General features: G+C 74.9%; 14 protein-coding genes. 5 read left to right on the forward strand and 9 right to left on the reverse strand.

The window, feature by feature from the left end; genetic code table 11:
* Positions 1-110: 110 nt before the first annotated feature.
* Complete coding sequence (gene thrC, locus ABD832_RS04370; protein ID WP_344888672.1) at positions 111-1,169, reverse strand: threonine synthase; 1,059 nt, start codon at positions 1,167-1,169, stop codon at positions 111-113.
* A 238-nt stretch (positions 1,170-1,407) separates the two neighbouring features.
* On the opposite strand from thrC, the gene ABD832_RS04375 reads away from it, so the two are divergent.
* A complete protein-coding gene (locus ABD832_RS04375; RefSeq protein WP_344888675.1) occupies positions 1,408-3,054 on the forward strand; it encodes a glycosyltransferase in 1,647 nt (548 codons plus the stop codon).
* 72 nt (positions 3,055-3,126) lie between these two features.
* Here the strand turns inward: ABD832_RS04375 and ABD832_RS04380 are convergent, their stop codons facing one another.
* Entirely contained in the window at positions 3,127-4,932 is a 1,806-nt protein-coding gene (locus ABD832_RS04380; RefSeq protein ID WP_344888678.1) for a glycosyltransferase, read from the reverse strand.
* Complete coding sequence (locus ABD832_RS04385; protein ID WP_344888680.1) at positions 4,929-6,110, reverse strand: glycosyltransferase family 2 protein; 1,182 nt, start codon at positions 6,108-6,110, stop codon at positions 4,929-4,931. The genes ABD832_RS04380 and ABD832_RS04385 overlap by 4 nt, the downstream gene beginning before the upstream one ends.
* A gap of 253 nt (positions 6,111-6,363) precedes the next feature.
* On the opposite strand from ABD832_RS04385, the gene ABD832_RS04390 reads away from it, so the two are divergent.
* Genes ABD832_RS04390 through ABD832_RS04405 form a run of 4 tightly spaced genes read left to right on the forward strand, consistent with a single transcriptional unit; the run spans position 6,364 to position 12,411 of the window.
* Complete coding sequence (locus ABD832_RS04390; RefSeq protein ID WP_344888683.1) at positions 6,364-6,903, forward strand: MCP four helix bundle domain-containing protein; 540 nt, start codon at positions 6,364-6,366, stop codon at positions 6,901-6,903.
* On the forward strand, positions 6,900-8,687 hold the full coding sequence (locus ABD832_RS04395; RefSeq protein WP_344888686.1) for a glycosyltransferase family 2 protein: 1,788 nt from the start codon (positions 6,900-6,902) through the stop codon (positions 8,685-8,687). The genes ABD832_RS04390 and ABD832_RS04395 overlap by 4 nt, the downstream gene beginning before the upstream one ends.
* Complete coding sequence (locus tag ABD832_RS04400; RefSeq protein ID WP_344888688.1) at positions 8,687-10,609, forward strand: glycosyltransferase family 2 protein; 1,923 nt, start codon at positions 8,687-8,689, stop codon at positions 10,607-10,609. Before ABD832_RS04395 ends, ABD832_RS04400 begins: the two co-directional genes overlap by 1 nt.
* The gene (locus tag ABD832_RS04405; RefSeq protein ID WP_344888691.1) at positions 10,606-12,411 is read left to right on the forward strand and encodes a glycosyltransferase; all 1,806 of its coding nucleotides are present in this window, start codon (positions 10,606-10,608) and stop codon (positions 12,409-12,411) included. Before ABD832_RS04400 ends, ABD832_RS04405 begins: the two co-directional genes overlap by 4 nt.
* A 147-nt stretch (positions 12,412-12,558) precedes the next feature.
* On the opposite strand, the gene ABD832_RS04410 is transcribed toward ABD832_RS04405, so the two are convergent.
* From ABD832_RS04410 to ABD832_RS04435, 6 genes are all read right to left on the reverse strand, one after another.
* Positions 12,559-13,386, reverse strand: coding sequence for a polysaccharide deacetylase family protein (locus ABD832_RS04410; protein ID WP_344888694.1), 828 nt, complete (start codon positions 13,384-13,386; stop codon positions 12,559-12,561).
* A gap of 365 nt (positions 13,387-13,751) precedes the next feature.
* Positions 13,752-15,044, reverse strand: coding sequence for a homoserine dehydrogenase (locus tag ABD832_RS04415; protein ID WP_344888697.1), 1,293 nt, complete (start codon positions 15,042-15,044; stop codon positions 13,752-13,754).
* Positions 15,045-15,122: 78 nt separating this feature from the next.
* Positions 15,123-16,505 carry a diaminopimelate decarboxylase gene (gene lysA, locus ABD832_RS04420; protein ID WP_344888700.1) on the reverse strand — a complete coding sequence of 461 codons (1,383 nt, stop codon included), beginning with the start codon at positions 16,503-16,505 and terminating at the stop codon, positions 15,123-15,125.
* 141 nt (positions 16,506-16,646) lie between these two features.
* The gene (locus ABD832_RS04425; RefSeq protein WP_344888702.1) at positions 16,647-17,549 is read right to left on the reverse strand and encodes a neutral zinc metallopeptidase; all 903 of its coding nucleotides are present in this window, start codon (positions 17,547-17,549) and stop codon (positions 16,647-16,649) included.
* 50 nt (positions 17,550-17,599) lie between these two features.
* Entirely contained in the window at positions 17,600-18,265 is a 666-nt protein-coding gene (locus tag ABD832_RS04430; protein ID WP_344888704.1) for an anticodon-binding protein, read from the reverse strand.
* Positions 18,266-18,321: 56 nt separating this feature from the next.
* Entirely contained in the window at positions 18,322-20,229 is a 1,908-nt protein-coding gene (locus ABD832_RS04435; protein ID WP_344888707.1) for a hypothetical protein, read from the reverse strand.
* Positions 20,230-20,250 lie beyond the last annotated feature (21 nt).

Below are 20,250 nucleotides of genomic sequence, written 5' to 3' on the forward strand. Positions count from 1 at the left end.
TGCCGTACCCGGGTGTGCGCGCGGCGGCCGACGGCGCCGCGAGGTCACGCGGGGCCGTACGGGCCGTGCGGGCCGTGCGGGGGGCGGTGGACCCGGACGTGCCGGGGTCACTAGGCGAGTTCGAGGGCGGTGGCCGCGGCGTGGGCGTCGATCGGGATCGTCACCGGCGTCGGGGCGCCGGAGATGGCCCAGTCGGGGTCCTTGAGGCCGTTCCCGGTCACCGTGCACACGATGCGCTGCCCGGGCTCGACCAGCCCCTGCCCGTGCGCCTGGAGCAGGCCCGCCACGCTGGCGGCGGAGGCCAGCTCGACGAACACGCCCTCCTCCTGCGCCAGCAGCTTGTACGCGGCGGCGATCTGGCGGTCGGTGACGGCCTGGATGACGCCGCCGGACTCGTCCCTGGCGGCCTCGGCGAGGCTCCACGAGGCGGGGTTGCCGATGCGGATCGCGGTGGCGATCGTGTGCGGGTGGGTCACCGGCGCGCCGCCGACGATCGGCGCCGCGCCGCTGGCCTGGAAGCCGAACATGCGGGGCGTCCCGGTCGCGATGCCGTCCCCGGCGTACTCGGTGTAGCCCATCCAGTACGCCGAGATGTTGCCGGCGTTGCCGACCGGGATGCAGTGGATGTCGGGGGCGTCCCCGAGCGTGTCGACGATCTCGAAGGCGGCGGTCTTCTGCCCCTGCAGCCGGAACGGGTTCACCGAGTTGACCAGCGCGATCGGGTAGCTCTCCGAGAGCTTCCTGGTCATCTCCAGGCAGTCGTCGAAGGAGCCCTCGACCTGGAGCAGCTTCGCCCCGTGCACCAGCGCCTGGGCCAGCTTGCCCATCGCGATCTTGCCCCGGGGCACCAGCACGGCGCAGGTCAGGCCCGCACGGACCGCGTAGGCCGCGGCGGAGGCGCTGGTGTTGCCGGTGGAGGCGCAGATGACGGCCTTCGCGCCCTCCTCCACGGCCTTGCTGATGGCCATGGTCATGCCGCGGTCCTTGAAGCTGCCGGTCGGGTTGAGCCCCTCGACCTTCAGGTAGACCTCGCAGCCCGTCAGCGCCGACACCCGGTTGGCCGGGACGAGCGGGGTGCCGCCCTCCAGGAGCGTGACGACGGGCGTCGTCGTGGTGACCGGCAGCCGGTCACGGTACTCCTCGATGAGGCCACGCCACGCCCTGGTCATGATCACTCCTCCCGCGCCCGGCCGGTCCGGGCGCGCCACCTGCGGTGTTGAGAAGGGAGTCTACGGGCAACCCGCCCGGTTCCGGGATCCGTGGTCCACCAGATGGACAGGTCGCGCGTCCTGCCCACAGCAAGCACTCAGAATGGGCCGGTATGGTCTGCCGGGTTCGAAGGGCCTTGACGGGGGGCTCGACCGATCGTGAACACGGATCTCCGAACGGACGAGGGGTTGTCACATCATGAGGGGCGGGGCGGCCGATCTGCCGCCGATCCGGCACAACGACTACTCACCGCTGGTCCCTCCCGTACTGGGTGAATGGGATCCGGAACTCCCGGTCAGCGTGGTCGTCCCGGCCCGGGGCGGGCAGCACGGGCTCGACCTGGTCCTCGCCGCGCTGGCCGCGCAGACCTATCCGGATCACCTGATGGAGGTGATCGTGGTCGACGACGGCAGCGAACCGCCGCTGCGGCTGCCGGAGATCACCCCGCCGGACACCAGGATCGTGCGGGCCGGCCCGTCGGGGTGGGGCATCGCCCACGCGGTCAACACCGGCGCCGCCCTGGCACGGGGACGCGTCGTCCAGCGCCTGGACGCCGACATGGTCGTCTGCCGCGAGCACATCGAGGCGCTGGCCCGCTGGCACCACCTGACCGACCACGTGGTCGCCATCGGCGCGAAGAGGTTCGTCGAGGAACCCGTCCTGACGCCCGGGCAGGTGCACGAGGGCGTGCGCTCGGGCTCCCTGGGCTCGATCTTCGACCTGACGTCCGCGCTGCCCAGCTCCACCGAGCAGACGATCGCCCGCACCGACGGCCTGAGGACCAGCCGCAACCCCTACCACGTGTGCACCGGGCCGACGGTGTCGATGCGGCGGGAGATCTTCGAGGCCGTGGGCGGGCTGGACCCCGCGGTGCTGCGGGGCGAGGACACCGAGTTCGCCTACCGGCTGGCCGCGCACGGCGTGGTCTTCGTCCCCGACATGGCGGCCCAGGCCGTCCACCTGGGGCTTCCCGCCCAGCGCAGGGACCGGGACCGGGCGGTGCGGCTGGTGGCCCCCTACCTGGCCCACCGGGTGCCGCTCCGCCGCGACCTGCGCAAGGACCGGGGCCGGCACTGGCTGGTCCCGTACGTGGAGGTGGTGCTCGACGCGACCGGGCCCGCGGGGCCGATCCGCGAGGCTGTGGGCGCGGCGCTCGACGGGTCGCTCGGCGACGTGATCGTCACCCTGGTGGCGCCCTGGTCGCGCCTGGCCGGTGACGGCCGTCCGGTACTGGACGACCCCCTGTTCGACCTGCGGCTGCTGCGCGAGCACTTCGCGCACGACGAGCGGGTGCGGTTCGCCGACGAGGTCTCCCCCACCCCGGCCCCGATCCCGTTCCGCTACACCGGCCCGGTCGGGGTCCCGCTCGGACGGGACTCGCTGGAGCGCATGATCGCCCGCGTGCAGGAGGACCGGTGGGGCATGCTCGTCGTCGATCTCGGCGACGCGGGCACGGCGACGCTGGAGCGGACCGAGGCGCTGGGCCGGGCGAGGCTGCTCGGCGCGGAGGACGTGGCGGCGTCGGTCGAGGCCACCCACGGCGTGCTGCGGGGCGACCGGGCGGAGTTCTGGCCGGGCGTGAAGGCGTCCCGCGCACCGGCCGCCGACGGGGCCCAGGCCGTCACCGGGGCCGGGGCCGCCTCCGGGCGGGCCGCGGACACCGTCCCCGCCCGGCCCTCGTCCCCGGCGCGGTCCCGGGACCAGAACCGGGATCAGGAGCGGGGACGGTCCCGCGATCAGGTACGGGACCGGGACCCGGGGCAGAGGCAGGCTCCGGAGCGGTCCCGGCCCCAGGAGGAGCGCCGCTCCCTTCTCGGCAGGCTGCGCACCGCCCTGAAGAACTGAGGTCCCGCCGCCGGTACGGGAGCGCGCGGGCGAGACCGGACCCCGCGTCCACCGGGACAGGGCCGACGAAGATCAGCGGCGGCGGGTGATGGCCCGTCTGACCGAGGACAGCAGCCCGTACTGGACGACCTTCCTGGCCGCGGCCAGGTCCTTGCGCAGGGTGCCGACCTCGCGCCGCAGCTCGACCGTGTTCCTGCGCCAGCGGCCCGCCTCGTCGCGCCACTTGGCCACCTGGCCCCTGAGCCGCTCGGTCTCCCTGGTGAGGCGGGCCACCTCGGCCTCGGCCTCGATCCTGGCCCGGTGGGCACCCCGGCGACCGGTGACGGGACGGGCCTCGGACGCGAATCCGTAGCTCTCGCCGTCCACCCAGACCACGCCGAAGGTGTCCTCCACGGCGTCGTCGAGGTCCTCGCCCTCCTCGCGCACGATCGCGGCACGGGCGAAGGCGGCGGTCCGTTCCAGACGCGCCGTGACGATCATCGGCCCCGCCTCCCGGGTGGGGTCGGCTCCCTCGGCCAGCAGCACCGAGACCAGGCCGTACCCCTCGCCGGCGGCCAGGTCGAGCAGGCGCGCCAGGGTGTCCTCGCCGGGCACCCATCCGGCGGGCAGCCTGAACCGGAACGGGACCGCCCCGACGGCGGAACCGGTCACGGAACCGGTGACGGAGCCGGTCACGGAACCGGTCACGGAGTCGGTGACGGAACCGGCCTCGGGCGAGGAGTCGACGAGGCGGACCCTGGGCTCGTGGGCGTAGTGGCCGCGGATCAGCGCCAGGTCCAGGTCGGGGTCCCTCAGCGGCGCGCGACCCTCGGTGCCGACGCGTCCCCACGGCCCGGTCAGGGTCACCGCCACGTCGGGCACGGTGCCCGCGAGCACGGCGTCGACGGTGGCGCGGACCTCGTCGTAGCCGTACCGGTGGCCGTGCCCGGGACCGTGTCCGTGGTCCTGCCCGCCGTCCTGCCCGTCGCCGTGTCCGTCGCTCCGGCCCGGCCGGGCCGCGGGTTCGACGATCACCTCGACGTAGGGCACCTTCCACTGCCTGGCCGGGTGCGAGCGGAGCCAGCGGTAGGACGGGATGCGGTCGGCCACGAACGCGTGGCTGACCCGGTCGATCCGGGCCTTGTCGCGCATGCGCATGGTCGGGCCCAGGTGGAAGGCGCGCGAGCGCGGCTCGGGGACGAAGACGGCCCCCGCCTGGGCCAGCCGGTAGCCCAGCTCGGTGTCCTGGCCGAGGATCAGGTCGGTGTCCATCGGCCCGGCGGCGGCGAGCAGCGCGGCGTTGACGGAGGTGGCGCCGCCGACGTGCAGGCTGAAGGCGCGGTGCGGGTTGGCGGTGAGGCCGTCGGTGCGTTCGACGAGGTCGACCAGCCAGGCGTGCGGCTCGGCGGGCTCGAAGATCGCGGCGAGGTCGTCGGCCGCGGCCACCGTCTCGGGCGCGGGCAGCGCGGCCGGGGTGAAGCGCAGGTACCCGGTGACCACCAGGTACGGGGCCGCGTGGTGCCAGCGCATGTGCGCCTCGATCGATCCGCGGTCGAGGACCACGTCGGAGTCCAGCCAGTGGATCACGTCTCCGGTGGCGGCCGACAGCCCGGCGTTGCGGGCGTGGGCCCGGCCGGGGACGGGACAGACGATCAGGCGGGTCCCGGGCGGGCGGAGGGCCGGCAGGCGCAGCGGCGGCTCGCTGCCGTTGTCGACCACGACGACCTCGGTCAGGGCGGCCGGGTAGGTCTGCCCGGCCAGCCCGGCGAGTGCCAGATCGAGTTTCTCCTGGTCACCGTAGGCGGGGACGACCACGCTGACCCGCAGCGACGGCGTCCAGGCCCCCGAGTCGGGGGGTGTGAGGCCGCGGTAGTCGTTGCCGGCGATCCGTGCGGTCATGGCGTTTCCAGGATCAGGCTCGGGCGGAAGCCGCGCCACTGGTTCGACGCGACACGCAGGAAGTGGGCCAGGGGCAGCCGCCAGGTGTGCCGGGCCTCGATCTGGCGCCGCAGCACGTACCCGAGGCCGTGGGTGCGGTAGGCGCGCGCCCCGGCGGCGTGGGCGGCCTTGAGCAGACCGGCGTCGACCGCCCTGGGCAGCGGGGGGAAGCCTCCCAGGTCGGCGAAGTCGTCCCTGCGGATCAGGATCGTGCCGCCCGCGACGTGCTCGGACCAGACCTCACTGGTGTAGTCGGTACGGCGGATCGTGGCGTTCAGCGGCTCCAGGTAGAAGAACTCGGCGGCGGTGCCCACGATGTCCGCCCCGGTGTAGGACCGGGCGAGGAGCAGGTCGGCCAGGTGCTCGGGGCCGTACCAGTCGTCGTCGTCCCACTTGGCGAGGTGGTCGCCGCCCGCCCGGGAGGCGGCCAGGTTGAGCACCTCCCCGAACGGTGTCTCCTCGGCCGCCTCGACCACGGTGACGGGCAGGCCGCACTCGCCCACCGCCCGGCGTACCGGCTCGTGGTCGGCGGGGACGCCGTGCAGGCCCAGCACGACCTCGACCCCGACCCGGCGCTGCCGGGCGATCTGACCGAGCGCGAAGCCCAGCAGGTGCGGCCTCCGGCTGGCCATCACGACGCTGACCTCGGGCTCCGCCGTCGCCGTCCGGCCGCCTTTCGCGTACTCGCGCAGCCCGTGACGGCGCAGCCGCACGCTCTGCTCCTCCCTGCGCAGGGCGGTGACCGACCGGGCACCGGCACCGCCGCCCCCGCCGGGCGTCGCACCGGCACCGCCGCCCTCGCCGGGCGTCCAGGAGGCGAGCAGGCGGGCCAGGACGGGGTCCGTCCAGTCCGGGGAGGTCGCGGCGTGCAGTGGCACCCCCGCGGCGGCCAGCCCGATCACCGCGTCCACCGGCACCGGGGAGGAGGGCCACCGCACGACCAGCCCGCGCAGCGGGCGCAGGCGGGCCGCGCAGGCGGCGTCCGGCCGGTCCCCCACCGGCTCGCCCGCCGCCAGCCAGCCCCGGCCGTCCCAGGTCAGCTCGGCGGTCTCCCCGTCCGCCGGGCGCAGGAAACCCACCGGCGTCGCGGGGACGAGGGGAGCCGGGGCGGGAGCGAGCGAGGTGGACGGCGCGGGCACCAGCGAAGGATAGCGAGCCCGGAAGATCCCTTTTCACCGCACTTCATACCTGGCATGGACGGTCGCCGACGGTGACGCGTCCCGCCGCCCAGGTCGTTCCCCGAGTCTGTGCCTCACCTGTCACACGGGTCACAGGAACCTTCGAATTCCCATTTATCGACATATTTGCGCTCGCAAGGCGGATAGCCTCGCTTATCTCCCCCAACACGACCGGTAACACCAGGAAGAAGAGCGGCACGGAAGGCAGGCGCGGATGCCCACGCCCCGAAAACTGACGCTTCTGGCGGCGATCGTCGGCCCGCTGGTCCTGATCACGCTGGCAGTGCTCGCGATCACCGGGATCGTCTCGGTCACCGCGGCCCTCGTGCTCGGCGCCCTGGCGACGGTCCTGGCCGTCCAGCTGCTGATGATCCTCACGGTCCGCAGGCTGGACGGCAAGGCCCTGCGCATCGACGCCCGGGTCAAGCGCCACGAGGCCGAGACGGCCACCGTCAAGACGGTCGCCGAGCGGCTGGACCGGCGGCTGGACGAGATCACGGCGCTGATCGAGAAGCACGAGAACAGGCGGGACGAGGATCTGCAGGCGATCCTGGTCTCCCTCGGCGAGGACCGGCTGGCCTTCGCGCCGGGACGCCGTCAGATCGAGGAGACGGTCCGCGACCTGCTCTCGCACCCGGCCGGAACCACGCGCGGACAGGCCGAGCACGCCCCCGCCGTGCACGGACGGGCCGCGCACGGGCCGGTCCCGTCCCGGGAGGGGACGGGCCGGGTCCTGTCGGAGAGGGAAGCGTGACCGCGACCGGTCCGGCATCCCCGGACGCGCACGCCCCCGACCCCGGCGCCCCCGTCCCCGTCCCTGAGACCGCCCCCGAGGCCGTGCCGGCCGGACCGGCGGCGCCGCGGACCGGGCCCGCGGCCGTCCCCCGCGCCAGGGTCAGGCACAACGACCACGGATCGCTGGTCCCGCCCGAGGTGGGCGAGTGGGAGCCCTGGCTCAGGGTGAGCGTGGTGATCCCGGCCCACGACTGCCAGGAGTCCCTGGAGCGCACGCTCGCCGCCCTGGCCGCGCAGACCTATCCGGCGCACCTGATGGAGGTGGTCGTCGCCGACGACGGCAGCGACCCGCCGCTGCGCCCGCCCGCGCTCGCCCCGGCCGCGACCCGCGTGGTCCGGGTCCCCGACGGCCGCTGGGGACGGGGCTGGGCCCGCCAGACCGGTGCCGCCGCGGCCGCCGGGGACGTGCTGCACTGGGTCGACTCCGACGTGGTCCTGGACCGGGAGCACGTGGAGGCGCACATGCGCTGGCACCACGTCGTCCCCTACGCCGTCGTGATGGGCGACGTCCGCTTCACCCCGGAGGGGACCGGCCCGTGTGCGGGGGAGGTCTTCGAGGCCGTGGCCGCGGGGGACGCGGAGAAGCTGTTCGACGAGTCGGCGCCGCACGCGTGGCGGGCGGGCGTCCTGGAGGAGACCCGCCTCCTGCGGGACGCGGGCGCCGGGGCGTACCGGCTCCACTCGGGGGCCAGCACCTCGGTCCCGGCGGCGCTGCTGCGCTCGGTGGGCGGGGTGAACACCACGCTGAACATGGGCGAGGACACCGACCTGGGCTTCCGCCTCGCCCAGGCGGGCGCGGTGTTCGTCCCCGACCCCCGGGCCCGGGCCTGGCACCTGGGCCCGTCCACGGTCATGGTCAGGGAGAAGGAGGTGCACCGGCACAACTGGTCGGTGCTGCCCGACCTCGTCCCGGACCTTCGCTGGCTGCGCACCCACCCGCGCAGGAACTGGCTGGTGCCGTACGTGCACGTGATCGTCGACGCGCGCGGCGCCGGTTACGAGGACGTGCGGGGATGCGTGGACGCCGCGCTCGCGGGCACCCTGGTCGACGTCGCCGTCACCGTGGTGGGCCCCTGGACGGAGCTCCCGGCCGGGCGCCGCCCCTCCCTGGACGAGCCGCTGCTCGACCTGCGGCTGGTGCACAACCTGTACGCCCACGAGCCGCGCGTCTCCTTCACCGAACGGGTGCCCGCGAGCTCGGCGCCCGCGCCGTTCCGGCTCCTGCTCCCCGCGGGGTGGGCGCTCGGTCCCGGCAGCCTGGCCGAGCTGGTCGCCCTCGCCGAGCGCGAGGGGTACGGCCTGCTGAGCGCGGTCCTCGACGAGAGCGCCGCCGGGGTCGGCGCGGCCAGGCTGGAGCGCACCGCCGCCTTCGCCAGGGCGGCCCTGGTGGCCGACGACGGGGTCCCGGCCCCGGCCCCGGACGCCGGGGAGACCGCCGACGGCACGGGCGCGGACCTCGACGGCCTCGTCCACGAGCTGTTCGGGTCGTTCTGGGTGGGTGCCGCCGAGTTCGGCGTGACGACCGTCGCGGAGGCCGAACCCGTCACCGGCGACACCGCGAGGTGGCGGGCCGACGCGGCCCGCTGGAAGCGTGAGGCGCGGCGCCTGGAGGGCGAGCTGCGGGACCTGCGCGCCGAGGCCGACCGGCTGCGGGACGAGGCCGGGCGCCTGCGGGACGAGCGGCGGCGCGGCCCGCTGGGGAAGATCCTCTCGACGGCCGCGCGCCGGGGTGGGACCGGCTGATGTCACTCCTGACCGATCTCGTCCGCGCCGCCCGGGAGCGCGCCGGCAAGGGACGCGTCCTGGTCTACCACGCGGGCTTCGAGACGCCGGGCGAGCTGGAGGCGTACGGGGCGATGGACCTCGACGGCGACACCGGCGGCCTGCCCGGCGCCGAGGAGAGCGCCGCGGAGGTCCTGGTGCTCGCCCGGACGGCGACCGACGTCCGCAGGGCCGCGAGTCTGCAGGCGCTGCTGCCCCTGGCCGCCCGGGTCGTCGTCGCCGTACGGGAGACGCCGCACTGGTACACCGCGCCGGTGCTCTCCCCCACCCCGGCCCATCGCTGGCGCGCGCTCGTCGAGCTCCGCGTCCACCGGCCGGCGAAACCGTCCTGGGTGGTCGAGGCCACGTTCTCCAAGCCCGTCCCGGCCGGTCGCACGCTCGCCGCGACCGCCAGGGCGTTCGCCGGGCACCGGCTGGACGCGACGGCCGCGCCCGTCGCCGCGCTGGCCGGTCCCGGGGCGGCCCACTGGCGTCCCGGCGACCCGAACGCGGCCCCCGCCCCCCTGCCCGGGCCGGTACCGGACAGGTTCGGCGCCCGCGGGGCCGACGTGGTGGTGCGCGCGGTCGGGCGGGAGCCCGTGGACTGGGACGGCGAGGAGACCCCGGACGACCGCCCCGAGGCCGCGCTGATGACCTGGGAGCGGCTCGGCCGGCCCGGCGGAGGCGCGATCGCCCGGAGCGGGCTCGGCGACCTGTCCGAGCCCCGGACGATCCCGCCGGTCGACGACCGCTCGGTCAACCCGATGGGCTTCGTCACCGTGCCCTCCCTGGGGATGGCCGACCTGTCGGTCCGCTCCGGCCGCTGGACGATCGTCTGCGAGGGCCGCGAGCTGACCGTCTTCGACGCCTCCGGCCGCGTCACCGACGTGGACGTCGACCGGATCCGGCAGGTCCGGGGCGTACGGGTGGACTGGCGGCGCGCCCACACCGGGCCGGTGGCCGCGCTGCGGGTCGTCACCGGCCTGGCGGCGGCCGGGGTGCCGCTGGTCTGCGAGACCGTGCCGCGCTGGGCGGGCGCCCTGGGGGACGAGCTGACCAGGCTGATCACCTCGGCCGGGGAGCCGGGCCTCAAGGACGACCTGGAGCGCGAGGAGCACAGCGTCCGGCTGCGCCGACAGGCGCTGCGCGTGCACGGCGTCCGGGCCCGCTGGGAACAGCTCGGGGCCCCGGCCCGGCCCCCGGCCACGGTCTCGGTGCTGCTGGCCACCCGCCGCCCGGACATGGTGCCCTTCGCCCTGGAGCAGCTCGCCAGGCAGCGCGGCGCCACGTTCGAGGTGATCCTGGCCCTGCACGGCGTCTCCGCGTCGCACCCCGGCGTGGCCGGGGCGCTGGCCTCCTTCGAGCGTCCGGTGACCGTGTTCGAGCCGGACGCGGGCACCGTGTTCGGGACCGTGCTGAACCAGGCCGCGGCCAGGGCGTCGGGGTCGTTCCTGCTGAAGATGGACGACGACGACTGGTACGGGCCCGACTTCGTCTCCGACCTGCTGCTGGCCCACTCCTATTCGGGTGCCCAGGTCGTGGGCATGGTCCCGGAGTTCGTCCACCTCGCCTCGATCGGGGTGACCGTCCACCGTGAGCAGGTCACCGAGCAGATCACCAACTTCATCGCCGGAGGGACCATCTTCTCCGAACGTTCCGCCTTCGAGGCCGTGGGCGGTTTCCGTCCCATGCCCGGGACGATCGACGCCCAGTTCCAGCACGCCGTGCAGGCCGCGGGCGGGCAGATCTACCGCACCCAGGGCCTGGGCTACATCCTGCGGCGCGGCAACGTCGCGAACCACACCTGGCGCGAGCCGATCGGCACGTTCCTGCGGCGCAACAAGCGCCAGTGGCGGGGCTTCCGGCCCAGCGCGCTGATGGAGCTCCCCGCGGAGGCGCCATGAGCGCGCCACGACCGCCCGGCGCCGCGGACGCGCCGCGGGATCCGGACCTCGCGGGTACGCCGCGAGCTCCGCGGGCCCCGCGGGCTCCGGAGGCCGCGGACGCGCCGCGGATCCCGGGCAACGACTACGGGGTGCTCCGCCCGGCCGATCCGGGTGCCTGGGAGCCCCGCCTGCCGGTGAGCGTGGTCATCCCGGCCCGGGGACGGCAGGACAGGCTGGACCTCACGCTGGCCGCGCTCGCCGCCCAGACCTACCCGTCGCACCTCCTCGAGGTGATCGTCGTGGACGACGGCAGCACGCCCCCGCTGCGGCTGCCCGAGATCGCCCCCGAGCGGACCCGGATCGTCGGCACCGCGCCCGGCCGCCGGGGCATCGCCTGGGCCGTGGAGACCGGCACGGCCGTCGCCGACGGCGCGGTGATCCACCGGATGGACGCCGACATCGTCGCCTACCGCGAGCACGTCGAGACGCACCTGCGCTGGCACCACCTGACGGACTACCTGGTGGTGACGGGCACCCTGCGCTTCACCGCCGTGGACGGGGCCCCGCCCACCCCGGCCCAGGTGCGGACCGCCGTCGCCGGGGACCGTGCAGGGACCCTGTTCGAGGAGGACCCCGACCACGGGCACGACTGGATCGGCGAGCTCGTCGAGGCGCACCGGGGCTTCCGCGACGCGCCCGGCTCGCTGCTGCACCGCGTCCACGTGGGCGCGACGGTCTCGCTGCCCGCCGCCCTGCTGCGCGAGGTGGGCGGGCTGGACACCTCGCTGGTCCTCGGCGAGGACACCGAGCTGGGGTACCGGCTGACCCAGGCGGGCGCGGTGTTCGTCCCGGAGGAGCGGGCGCTGAGCTGGCACCTGGGCACGACGACGGCCATGCGCAGGCCCGCCGAGGTCAGGCGGCACAACGAGCCGTTCATCGCCGACCGGATCCCCTACCGGCGCACCCTGCGCACCGACTCCGGACGGCAGTGGCTGGTCCCCTACGTCGACGTCGTGGTGGATGCCGGGGGCGGGGCCCGCTTCGAGGACGTCCGGGCGAGCGTGGACGGGACGCTGGCCAGCACCCTGCCCGACGTGCGCGTCACGGTGACCGGCCCGTGGGAGTCGCTGGAGGGCGAACGCCCCGCGCCGCTGGACGACCCCCTGCTCGACCTGCGGCTGCTGCACGGCCAGTACGCCCACGACGGCCGCGTCCGCTTCCTGGGACGGGTCCCCGTCACCTCGGCGCCCGCGCCGTTCCGCTTCGTCTGCCCGGCCGGGTGGGTCCCGGGGGCCGAGTCGCTGGACATGCTGATCGAGCGGGCCGAGAAGGGCGGCGAGGGCCTGCTGCTGGTGGCGCTGGACGAGGACGAGACGGGCGTCCTGGCCGCCCGGCTGGAGCGGACCGCCGCCGTCTCCCGGGCACTGCGGGTGGCGCGCGAGGACGAGCCGATCGACGACGTGATCGCCGAGCTGTACGGGGTGACCTGGCTGGACGCCGAGTCCTGGCGGCTGCTCCCGGCGGCGCGCGCGTACCCCTCCTGGACCACGAACCGCAACCGGGAGGCGGCGCGCTGGCGGGCGACGGCCGAGACCCGGGCGCGGGAGGCCGAGCGCGCCCGGCGGCAGGCCGCCGCCCTCAAGGCCGAGGTCAAGCGGCTCCGGGCCGACGCCGCCAAGGGACGGCGCGACGCCGACCGGTGGAAGGAGAAGGCCGAGCAGCGCCGTCTGGAGGCGGTCGCCCTGCACCGGGCCCGGCAGCGTTCCCTGCTGGGCCGCGCCGCCCGCCGCCTGCGGGGGCTCGCGGGGGGCTCACGATGAGGTCCGGGCCCGCGGCGGGGACGGGGTCGCCCTCGCCCGGCCCGGCTCAGGCCCCGGGAACGGGAGCGTCCTCGACCAGGCCGGTGCGGCCTCCGGGAACGGGAACGTCCCGCCCGAGGTGTCGGCCGGGGACGGAAGCGTCCTCGCTCAGCCCGGCGCGGCCGCCGGGTCCTCCGCCGCAGGCAGGGGGCGGTGGCGGGCGCCGACGGCGTCCTTGAGGGTCTTCACCACCGTGCCCCGGGACCTGCGCTCCTTGAGCCAGCCGAGGAAGTCGTTCATGCGCTTGGGAGTGACCGAGTAGAGCCCGCAGTCGTCGCAGACCCGGTGGAACACCAGGGGCACCAGGCCGCCGGTCTTCTCGGCGTTGAGGATCTGCTGCCTCATGTGCCGCAGCAGGGTGTCCTCGCGGATCGAGCCCGGCGTGCGGATGTCGTAGCGGTCCCTGGGGCGGAGGGTCTCGGCACCGGGGCAGGCGGGGCAGGCCCACTCCTTGAGCCCGCCGACCCCGCGGGCCGCGTCGTAACCGCACCGCCGGGCCACCGCCTTGGCGTCGGAGTCGACCGAGCCGAACGGGTAGGCGAGGGTGACGGGACGGTACCCCCAGGAGACGAGCCTCCTGCGGTCGTCGCAGATCTGCGTCTGCTGCTCGCTCCGGGTCAGTTCGGTGAGGCGGACGTGGGTGAGGGTGTGCCCGCCGATCTCGTGGCCCTTCTTCGCGATCCGGGCGAGCCCGCGCCGGGTCAGCTTCTCCTCGCCGCCGACGGTGTCGGTGTTGACGTAGAACGTCCCCCGCATCCCGTGTCTCTCCAGCATGCCGGCCACGGCCGGGTGGGTGGAGTCACCGTCGTCGAAGGTCAGCGAGACGACCGTCCTGACCTTCGGAGGCTTGCCGGTCCCCGCCAGGGCGGCCGGTGCGGCCGCCGTCACCAGGATCGGTACCGCGAGGAACGCCACCATCCGACGAACGACCTTCACGGCGGGTCCCCTTCCCGGAACTGCTGACACCGACAAAGGCAACATATCGCCCATCGGGGGCCGCGAGATCATCCGTTACCGAACGCCCAGGAACCATGCCGACCCGGCATGACGAGCGCCCCGGGCCGCGAACGGTCCGCTCCACCGGACCGGCCAGGCCCCGGCCAGGACCCGGGCAGGGCCCGGCCCGGGATCCGGACGGGACCCGGGCGGGCCTGGACAGGACCCGGGCGGGCGGACGCGGACGGGACACGGGCGGGCGGACGCGGACGGGACACGGGCGGGCGGCCTCGGACAGGACCCGGACGGGCGGACGCGGACGGCCGGGACCGGAGACCCCGGCCGTCAGGGGACGACGACCGTCGCTAGGACGCGTCCTCGCCCTCGACGCGCATGACGCTCACCACGTTGCGGACGATCTCCAGCTCGCGCAGGGCCTCGATGGTGGCCGAGAGCGCGGCGTCGCTGGCCCGGTGGGTGACCAGGACGAGCTGGGCGTCGTCGCCGTGACCCTGCTGGCGGACGGTCTGGATGGAGACGTCCTGCTTGGCGAACATGTCGGCGACCCGGGCGAGCACGCCGGGCCGGTCGGCCACGTCCAGCGAGACGTGGTAGCGCGTGACGGTCTCGCCCATCGGGTGCACGACCAGGTCGGCGTAGGTGGACTCCTCCGGGCCCCGGGTGCGCGCCAGCACGTTGCGGGCCACCGCCACGATGTCGCCCAGCACGGCGCTGGCGGTCGGCGCGCCGCCCGCACCGGCGCCGTAGAACATGAGCCGTCCCGCCGAGCGAGCCTCGACGAACACCGCGTTGTAGGCCTCGCGGACCCCGGCCAGCGGGTGCGTCCGGGGGATCATGGCCGGATGCACCCGTACGCCGAAGGAGCGGCCGTCGTCGGAGCGGGCGCAGATCGCCAGCAGCTTGATCACGTAGCCCATCGCCTTGGCGCTGGCCACGTCCGCCGCGGTGATCTCGGTGATGCCCTCGCGATGCACGTCGGCGGCGGTGACCCGGCTGTGGAACGCGATCCCGGCGAGGATCGCGGCCTTGGCCGCGGCGTCGAAGCCCTCCACGTCCGCCGTGGGGTCGGCCTCGGCGTAGCCCAGCGCCTGCGCCTCGCCCAGCGCGTCGGAGAACGATGCCCCGCTGGAGTCCATCTGGTCGAGGATGTAGTTGGTGGTGCCGTTGACGATGCCGAGCACCCGGTGCACGTGGTCCCCGGCGAGCGACTCGCGCAGCGGCCGGATCAGCGGGATCGCGCCCGCGACGGCCGCCTCGAAGTACAGGTCGGCGCCCCCCGCCCTGGCCGCGGCGTGCACGGTCGCGCCGTCCTCGGCGAGCAGGGCCTTGTTGGCCGTGACGACCGACTTGCCGGCGTTCAGCGCGCTCAGGATGAGCGACCTGGCGGGCTCGATGCCGCCGATCACCTCGATGACGATGTCGATGTCGTCGCGGGTGACCAGCGCCTCGGCGTCGGTGGTGAGCAGGGCGGGGTCCACCTCGGCGTCCCGCCTGCGGCCCAGGCGCCGCACCGCGACACCGGCCAGCTCCAGCGGGGCGCCGACGCGGGCGGCGAGGTCGTCGGCCTGCTCGTGCAGCAGCCTGACCACCTGGGAGCCGACGACGCCGCATCCCAGAAGCGCGACTTTCAGTGCCATGAGGTCACACGCCCCTCTCGTTCGCACGGCGGACGGGGCCGTCGGCCACCGGGGCCGCCCCCGCCGCTCCAGGTCGTTTCACAGTTGTCCTCTCAGCAGGTCGTCCTCGGTCTCCCGGCGGACGATCACGCGGGACACCCCGTCCTTGACCGCGACCACGGCGGGCTTGGGGAGGTAGTTGTAGTTGTTGGCCAGCGAGCGGCAGTACGCGCCGGTGCCGGCCACGGCGATCAGGTCGCCGGTGGCCAGGTCGGCCGGGAACCACAGGTCGCGCACGATCATGTCGCCGCTCTCGCAGTGCTTGCCGACCAGGCGGGAGAGCATCGGCCCGGCGGCGCTCTCCCGGGAGGCCAGGCGCGCGGTGTACTCGGCCCCGTACAGGGCGGTGCGGATGTTGTCGCTCATGCCGCCGTCGACGCTGACGTAGGTGCGCAGGCCCTCGACGTCCTTGATCGTGCCGACCTCGTAGAGCGTCACCCCGGCGAGCCCGGCGATGCCCCGGCCCGGCTCGACGGTGAGCCTGGGCACCGGCAGGCCGGCGGAGGCCGCCACCTTGGCGACGATCTCCCTCAGGCTGTCGGCGATCTCCTTGACGTCGGGCGCGACGTCGCCCTCGACGTACGGGATGCCGTACCCGCCGCCGAGGTCGAGCTCGGGCAGCACGACGTCGTGCTCGTCCTTGATCTGCACCAGCAGGGTGGCCAGGCGGCGCGCGGCCACCTCGAACCCCGCGGTGTCGGTGATCTGCGAGCCGATGTGCGAGTGCAGGCCGACCAGCTCCAGCTGGGGCAGGGCGAGGATCCGCCTGGCCGCCTCGGCCGCCGCGCCGCCGCTCAGCGAGAAGCCGAACTTCTGGTCGTCGTGGGCGGTCGCGATGAACTCGTGGGTGTGGGCCTCGACGCCCACGGTGACCCGGATCATCACCTTGGGACGCGTGCCGTGCTTCTCGGCCAGGAAGCCCAGGCGGGCGATCTCCTCGAAGGAGTCGGCCACGATGTGCCCGACGCCCGCCTCGACGGCCCGCTCCAGCTCGGCGAGCGACTTGTTGTTGCCGTGCAGGGTGATCCGTTCGGCCGGGAACCCGACGCTGAGCGCGACGGCGAGCTCCCCGGAGCTGCACACGTCGAGGCCGAGGCCCTCCTGCATGATCCAGCGGGCCACCTCGCGGCACAGGAACGCCTTGCCCGCGTAGTGGACGTCTCCTCCGGAGAACGCCTCGGCGTAGTCGCGGCAGCGGGAGCGAAAATCCTCCTCGTCCACCACGTAGAGCGGGCTGCCGTGCTCGGCGACCAGGTCCCTGACGTCCGCGCCGCCGATCGTGACCGCGCCGTCGGCGCGGCCGGACGTTCGCGGCCAGATGGCGGGATCGAGGGTGTTCAGGTCGGCGGGTGCGTGCGGAGGGCGCTCCTCGGGCAGCACTTCGGCATGCCGGTCACCGGCGGGATGGGCGAATCGACTCACCCGATCGAGGCTATCGGACCCGGTGATCCCCCTGAGACGATTGCCCACCCATCGAGACGGGATCGCCCATCACGACGCGAACTTTTTACGTTATTTGCCGATTTGGCGACATATTTTCGCGTCGGGATTCGCTCGGAGGGCTCAGGAGACCCGGTCGGCCGGGGCTCCCCAGGTGTTGCAGGCGGCCACGCTGCCCTCCTGTTGGCCGCGCCGCATCCACTCGGCACCACTGGCGCCCGAGCCGTGCGAGCGCCGGTGATCCGCCTGTACGTCCTCGTCGGCGCCGTCCTGGGGCCCGGCCAGGACGCGCAGGCGCTCCAGCCGTCGCGGGGCTACCTGTCGCAGCGTCGCCGCGGCCAGGCAGTCCGCCTGGAGCTCCAGGCGTCGCGACCATGCCTCGTCGAACGCCTCGGAGCCGCGCCGGTCGGCCAGCCCGGTGACCTCCTGGACGTGGTGGGCGTACTCGTGCGCGAGCGTGAACATCATCGGGAAGACCTCGTCGTCCTCGATCAGCACGTTGACGACCCGGGAGTCCGGGCAGTAGATCCCGGCCCAGTCGTCGTCGCGGTTCCCGCACGCGGCCCGGGACGCGGAGGTGACCAGCCGCACCTGCTCGGGCGGCTCGTACTCCATCCCGGCCGCCTCCAGGGTGGCCGTCCACATCCGGTCCAGGCAGCGGCCGAAGGCACGGAGCGACGCCCTGGCGTCGGCGTCCAGGTCCGTCGGGAGCGTGGCGCAGCGGGCGTCGATCGGCTCGGCCCGCTCGTGCAGGCCGTGCGTCGCCGCCTGCGAACGGGGCGAGCCGGGCGCGGTGCCGATCAGCTCCCGCAGTTCGTCGCCGAAGGACGCGAGCCCGCCGAGGACGACGGCGAAGGCCAGCAGGACCGGCAGCGTCCTGCGGAGCGCCCGCCGGGCCGTCCGCCCGGTCCCGGGCGGGGGCACGGAACCGGACGGGGGTACGAACCCGGCCGTCCCGCCGGGATACGGCCGGTGGGCCTCCCAGCCCTCGGACCGAGGGCCCTCCCGGTCCCCGGAGCCGTCCATCGCGCCCCTTCCGCTCTTTCCGCTGTTCTCATGTCGATCAGGAGGATTCATTACATCCTGCCGGGGGCCGCCTCGCCAACGGCCGCCAGCGCCTCGGCCAGCACGTCCCGGACCGCGCGGGCCAGCCGCACCCGGGCGGCGTGCAGCGGCGAGGGCTCCTCGTCGCCCACCGGGAGCGCTCCGGCCCCCTCGAACGCGTCGTGGTAGGCCAGGGCCAGCCGGAGGGCGTAGGCGGCCCACCCGGGGTCCCGGCTCGCCCTCCTGCCGTGCGCCTCGGCCAGCACCCTGAGCACGGCCCGGTCCAGGCGGTCGTCGAGCAGTTCCGGCGCGAAGCGCCCGCCCACGCCCAGCTCCGCCGCCCAGCGCTGCACGGCGACCGCCCGCACGTGCGCGTACCTGACCGCGAATCCGGGATTGGCCCACGTCCGGGGCAGGTCCTCCCACGGGGAGCTGCCGGTGACCGCGGGGGCTCCGGCCCGGGCGGGGCCGATCCCGGTGACCAGCTCGCCCGGCACGGCCACCACGATCTCCAGGAACCCTCCCGGGCGCACCCGCACGTCCGAGACGCCGTCCAGCGCGCGCAGCCGCCCGGCCGTCGCCTCCGGATCCCCGCCGGGGCCCGCGACGGGCGGGCAGAGGTAGACCGCCTCCCGGGCCCACGTGCCCCGGGGGATCGGCGGCCGGCCGAGAAGCTCGTCGAGCCGGGCGGGCGTCATCCCGGCAGCCTAACCCCGGGCCCGGCGCCGCCCGCCCCGTCCGTGCCGGGTGGACGTCAGACCAGGGCGTGCGGCTCGGCCGGGCCGTAGTCGACGAGCTGCGCCGAGCCCAGCAGCCACCGGTCGCGGTCGCGAAGGCAGACGTAGCCGAAGCGGTCGGCGGAGAAGACCTTGACCCCGTCCGCGCGGCACTGGCGCATCAGCACCTCGGCCCAGCCGTCGGAGACGTCGGCGAACCCGATGCCGCGCAGCACCGTGCGGCGGGCCAGCAGGGTCGCCCCGGCCACGTCGGGCAGGTAGGAGTACTCGGCCGAGGGCTGGCGCAGCACGGTCGCGGCGACGTCGCGCAGGTGGGCGTAGTAGGCCGCCTTGCCGACGATGTCGGCGGTGGTGAACAGGAAGGCCCTGCTCAGGTCGGCCAGGTAGTGCTCGCCGTACCGGTCGCGGGCGTCCATGACGGCCACCAGGTCGCCCTGGCACAGGTCCAGCGCCCGGTCCAGCATGCCGCCCACGGTCAGGCCGGAGTCGGTACGGCGGACCGTGACGTCCACCCCGTCCGGCATGGCCTCGCGGGCCCGCCCGGGGGCGTCCGGGGCGTCCGAGAGCAGCACGAGCTGCACGACGCCCTTCTGCGGCGCGACCTGGGCCAGGGTGTGGTCGAGGTCGCCCCGGTCGATCATGATCACCGAGATGTTCAGGGTGGCCCGGCCGCTGGGCAGCCCGATCGCGTCCAGCAGGTCGTCGACCTTCTCGGTCATCGTCCCCGAGGCGTACGCCTGGCGCAGCGCCACGTGCGCGCGGACCGGGTCGGGCTCGGTGCCGATGGGCGTCCCGCAGGCGGCCAGCTCGGCCATCCGCCAGGGCTCGGTGCCCGGGGGGCAGTCCACCGCGACCGGCCAGCGGTAGGAGGTGAGCACGTCGGGGTAGGACAGGTGCCCCGGGAGCAGCTCCTCCAGGGACAGCACCCGCCCGAACCGGTCCCCGGCCAGCGGCAGCGGGTTGTGCACCCGGGGCTGGACGGCGAACGGCAGGATGCCCAGCGAGGGCGCCCGGCGGCCGGGCTCGGGCTCGCGGGTCGCCAGCGCGGCGCCCCAGGACTTCACCGACGCCGGCAGCGCGGTCACCACGTGCTCGAACAGTCCGGCCGCGGGGGCGAGGGCGTCCACCTCTCCCCCGGTGTGCCAGAAGACCGTGCGGATGCCCCGTTGCGCGCACCAGGACAGCAGCGCGCGCAGTCCCTGCCCCGGCCGTCGCAGCTCCTCGGCCCACGGGCCCTCGGTCACCGACTCCACCAGCAGCAGGTGCGGGACCTCCGAGGCCAGCACCCGGGCGAAGTCGCGCGGCGTGAAGCCGGTGGTCTGACGCCACTCGTAGCGCAGCAGCGCCTCGCCGTGCGGTTCGGCGATCACGGCCGCGGTCAGGTGCGGGCGGGTGTTCGGCCCGGTCGGGACGCGGAACGGCTTGAGCTTCACCGACCTGCCGCCGACGGTCCTGACCGAGCTGGTGGCCTGGAAGGACGCGCCGGGGGCGGCGGGCTTGTCGGCGGGCTTGCGCGGGACGGGCTGGCGCTTGGGGGCGGTCGGGCGCTTGGCCGGCTTGGCCGCGCCGCGCAGGCCCCGGGCCAGCCGTACCGGGTTGCTCTTCCCGGTCTTGATCGCGTCGCCGAGCCTGGACCAGCGGGCCACCTGCACCGACGACAGCTTCCACTTGGCCACCTCGGCCTGGTAGCGCTGCTCGGCGAGATCCTTCCTGAGCTTCTCCTCGGCCGCGTTCGCGGCCTCCAGCCGTTCCTCGGTCTCGCTCAGCCGCTCCCGCAGCGCCCGCAGCTCCTCGGCCGCACGCTCCGCCTCGGCGACCCTGGCCTGCGCCGCGTCCAGCAGCCGGGCCAGCTCGGAGGCCCGCTCCGCGTGACCCACCGCCTCGCGTAACGCCTGTCGTGTGCTTTCGAGTTGGTCGCCCGCCACGCCGTCCTCCGTTTTCTCAGC

Origin of the sequence: Streptosporangium longisporum (assembly GCF_039534895.1) — a bacterium.
GTDB classification, from domain to species: domain Bacteria; phylum Actinomycetota; class Actinomycetes; order Streptosporangiales; family Streptosporangiaceae; genus Streptosporangium; species Streptosporangium longisporum.